General features: G+C 48.5%; 4 protein-coding genes. All 4 read right to left on the bottom strand.

Translation table 11 applies throughout. The features are described from left to right. A partial coding sequence (locus tag HOLDEFILI_RS19855; protein WP_006060250.1) for an ABC transporter permease occupies positions 1-942 on the bottom strand: 942 nt, incomplete at its 3' end. A 2-nt stretch (positions 943-944) separates the two neighbouring features. Then, positions 945-1,649, bottom strand: a complete 705-nt coding sequence (locus HOLDEFILI_RS13145) for an ABC transporter ATP-binding protein (RefSeq protein WP_006060249.1) — start codon at positions 1,647-1,649, stop codon at positions 945-947. Then, positions 1,646-2,278 (bottom strand): TetR/AcrR family transcriptional regulator, encoded by a 633-nt coding sequence (locus HOLDEFILI_RS18525; RefSeq protein WP_006060248.1) that lies wholly within the window; start codon positions 2,276-2,278, stop codon positions 1,646-1,648. The genes HOLDEFILI_RS13145 and HOLDEFILI_RS18525 overlap by 4 nt, the downstream gene beginning before the upstream one ends. A 294-nt stretch (positions 2,279-2,572) precedes the next feature. Next, on the bottom strand, positions 2,573-4,042 hold the full coding sequence (locus HOLDEFILI_RS13135) for an ATP-binding protein (protein ID WP_006060246.1): 1,470 nt from the start codon (positions 4,040-4,042) through the stop codon (positions 2,573-2,575). Positions 4,043-4,163 lie beyond the last annotated feature (121 nt).

The following is a 4,163-nucleotide window of genomic DNA, read 5'->3' as shown; positions in this document are numbered from 1 at the left end:
GCTGGAAGTCAGCGTCGCCTGGCCGACTAACAGCTCGTCCTTGCCGTCCTGCAGCTTTTTCTCCGCTTTTTCAATCTCGGTATTGAATGTTGTCAGCGCTTCGTCATATTCCGCCTGACCGTCCGTATATTCCTTCATCGCCTCGTCGACAATCGACTGCCGGCGCAGCTCGGCGCGTTCGCTGCCCAGCGTCGTCAGCGTTTCGCTTAACGGCTCGAGGTAGTCGAAATAATCTTGTTGATAGCTGTTGTAAACCTTTGCGCCGCGGGCAGTCAGATAGACGTCGGTATAAACCTCCATGGTGAAATCGCTTTTCGGCACGTAGATATACGTATCGACGCTGCCCGAGCCGATCGCGCTGGTGCCTTTTTCATAGGAAAGGTAGTACGGCGTGTTGACCGTCCCGACAATCGTGAACGTATCGCGGCCGAAACTGTCGTCCAGCGGATCGGAAGTGCCGCTTTCAATGCGGATCGTATCACCGATCTTCATACCGGACACGACGATCTTGCCCTCCTCTATCACGCATTCGCCGCTTTTTTCCGGCAGCCGTCCGCTTGTCACAACCAGCTGGTTGATATAATCCGGATCCTGGGGATCAAGATGCGCCAAATCCAACGCGTGAACTTTCAGAACCAGCTCCTTGGAGCCGATCCGTGTAATCACATCCTGCGTATAACTGGCCTGGACGCCTTCCACGCCCGCAACCTGCCGCAGCTGACGCACGTCGTCCTCGGTAATGCCGAAATTGGAAACGACGCGATAATCCATTAAATTGTAATCGTCAAAATAGCGGTCGGCCGTGTATTTCATATCCGGCGCGGAAGCCAGAATACCCGCGAAAAACGCGACGCCGATCGCAACGATGCCGAAGATCGAGAAAAACCGGCCCTTGGTTTTCCGGATCTCCCGCAGCGTGTCTTTCAATAAAGGACTGCGCATGCCTACCACTCGATCTCCTCGATCGGTTTCGGGTGTTCGTTCACCTCAATCGAGCGAATCTTGCCGCTTTTAACGCGGATGACTTTATCGCCCATCGGCGTCAGGGCCAGGTTGTGCGTAATGACGATCACGGTCATCTGTTGTTCGCGGCAGGTGTCCTGCAAAAGCTTCAGGATCGACTTGCCGGTTTGATAGTCCAGCGCCCCGGTCGGTTCATCGCATAACAACAGCTTCGGATTTTTCGCCAGCGCCCGGGCGATCGCAACCCGCTGCTGCTCGCCGCCGGAAAGCTGGGAAGGGAAATTGTTGCGCCGCTCCCGCAGACCGACGGCTTCGATCGTCTGATCGACGTCCAGCGGATTCTTGCAGATCTGCACGGCCAGCTCAACGTTCTCACGAGCGGTTAAATTCTGCACCAGATTGTAAAACTGGAAGACAAAACCGATGTCGTAGCGCCGGTAAGTCGTCAGCTGCCGGGCGTCCATCTTGGACACTTCCTCGCCATCGACAAGAATCTCGCCGCTGGTACAGGTATCCATCCCGCCCAGAATATTCAGAATCGTACTTTTGCCTGCGCCGGAAGCGCCCGCAATCACGACAAATTCGCCTTTTTTGATCTGGAAGCTGACCCCGTCCAACGCCGGGATCTCCACTTCCCCCATCTTATACACTTTCCGGACGTCCCGGAATTCTATAAATTCGCTCATCGTTGATCTCCTTTCGCAGCCGGACTGAACATATTCAGAAACAAACCGAAGTAAATCCGCAGCACTTCGCAAAGCTGATCTGGATCCAGCTCGCCGGCCTGGGAAAAGACTTCACGCACGCCTTGGAACAACGACGCGGAAAACATCCGGCACAGCACGTGAAACTCGGCGTCCCGGTTGAATGGAAACAGCGCCCACTCTTTAGCCAGCACTTCCAATAACGAAACAAGCCAGCTTGAGATCTGTTCGCTCAGATCGCTGTGCAGCATTAAAATCCGCATCTCCTGCGGCATCCGCACTGACAATTCAGTTAGATCCCGAGCCAGGCGGTCAATCTTCGGCCGCAGCTCGCCGATGGATAAACCGACCGACGTATTGGTCTGGTTCAGCGAAATCCGATCGTCTGTCAGACTGCGCACCAGCTGGTCCAGCTGCGTCAGCGCCGGCGAGGTGATCGCCTGAATAAGCTGATCCTTACTTTCAAAATAACGGTATAAATTGCCGACCGTCATCTTGGCCTGCGCGGCGATCCGGCGCATCGAAGCATCCCGATAGCCATACTGCAGCAGCTCCTGTTTAGCGGCTTCCAGAATTTTATCCCGCTGGATTTCTTTTAATACCTGCGCCATAGTAAACCTCCGTTCATTATTCCGGTTACTAATAATATACGGTTGTTCACTGGCTTTGTCAATCGTTTGAAATAGACAGATCTTTCCGGGTGTCTAAAATCAAAAATCTGAAATTTTGATTTCAGTGTGCTTATTTTTTATTTTCCAAGAAAACAATTCGCTGACTCACTGTTTTGCTTCCCCTTTTGGGAACATCTACTCCGATTAATGAACTTTTTCTGGTCCCTTTCTCATTCTGCAGGTTCTTTTTGCATACAAAATACAGAATCATCACGGCCATTGCAACAGTCTGATTTATTCTTTGACTTTCCACATTCCATTTCGGCGATTTCCGATTCGTTCCAGTCTGCCTTTAGTTTGTAATTTAGGAAGCAAACGTTTTATTGTGCCTAAGGATATCCCGGTTATTTCATGAAGTTCTTTCTGGGTCAGCGTATTTTTCTCACGCAGCGCAGCCAAAAGTTTTTGTTCAGTATCTTTTAATTTAGTCTCACAATCAGTCGCATTAGTCGCACAATCAGTCGCATAGACCGCTTTCTTTTCTGCGACAAATCGCGGATCAACAACACCATGCCGGTCATAGCTCATCTTTTTTCGATATAAATTAACGCGAAAATCACTGTTAAGATCGATTAATTCTGGTTCAGGCAAGCCATACGCTTCGGCCTCTGCGATCATTCTCGGAATCCCGCTTCCCCACGCCTCGATTAAATTCATATAAGAGAAAGCTTCGGCGATGGCTTTATTACGAATTTTAGACAAACCCGTTTTCATTTTTTCGATTGTCAGATCATGATCCAACATGCCCGGAGAAGTAACCTCCAGCCGATCGTCAAAAAGCGCAACCTGGATTTTATCGGGTGATAGATAACTTCGATGACATACCGCGTTTGTAATCATTTCTCTGATCGTTCGAATTGGAAGTTCATAAATATCCTGCCGGGCAAGTCCATCAATCCTCGCGCCGAGATTAATATGCTCCAAAACAAATGAATAGGCGGACTCGATCTGTTCATCAATACTGCCTGTGAATTCCTTGCGCGTAATGAAAATATTCCGTACATTTCCTTTGAATACAGCACATTGGATTGAAGCTCCGGGATATTCGTCAACTTGACCATCAATCAATTGATAGCCATGCGTGGCATAGTACTTCCCATGATCTTCAACAATTAACTTATAGGTAAGCAATTGGTTTTTCCCGATTTTCTTTAAGGCTTTCTGATTGTCTTCTGTACAACAGAGTTCTTTAGCGTGGAGATATAACCGGTCACAAAACTGTTCGATCTCCGCTTCTGAGAGTTCTCGTTTTGATTTTTGCTGATCAAAACTACGATTGCCCGCATCCAGTATCATCTCCTGAATCTGATATCTGGCAGCTTTTCGTGTCGTACCCGCTACCCGCAGATAAACGCCTTCCAGCATTCCCTGACTCTTGATATAGTATGGGCGCTGCATTCCTGGGGGAACTTCTACTACGATAATATACTTACTCTCCGCTTCCTGAATTCCAACGCTTGGCGTAATTTTTGGATCACAGCTGTCATAAATCGCGCTGGTAATCGCATCCACTTTCCGAAAAACTTCTTCTTTTGTAAAACCGATGACTCTCCACGAATTATTTTCAATTCCAAAAATCAGTCTTCCCCCTGAACCATTCGCAAAAGCAACTACCGTCTTCATAAACTTTTCACTTTTAGTCGGAATTTCCTCTTTGAATTCAAGATTATCCGATTCACCCGCAAAAATTTCTTTAATCGTCATGGAATCTCTCCTCCTATTTATAATAAAGGATCCCGAAATCATGGCAGCTCGCTTGATCTGGTCCGCTTGTATTGACGCTATATCATACAGCGGTAAGGATAGGACGTTCTGTTCTTAGAAC

Origin of the sequence: Holdemania filiformis DSM 12042, from assembly GCF_000157995.1 — a bacterium.
GTDB classification, from domain to species: Bacteria; Bacillota_I; Bacilli_A; order Erysipelotrichales; family Erysipelotrichaceae; genus Holdemania; species Holdemania filiformis.
Note: the sequence above shows the minus strand (reverse complement) of the source record. Positions and strands in the feature narration are given on the sequence as shown.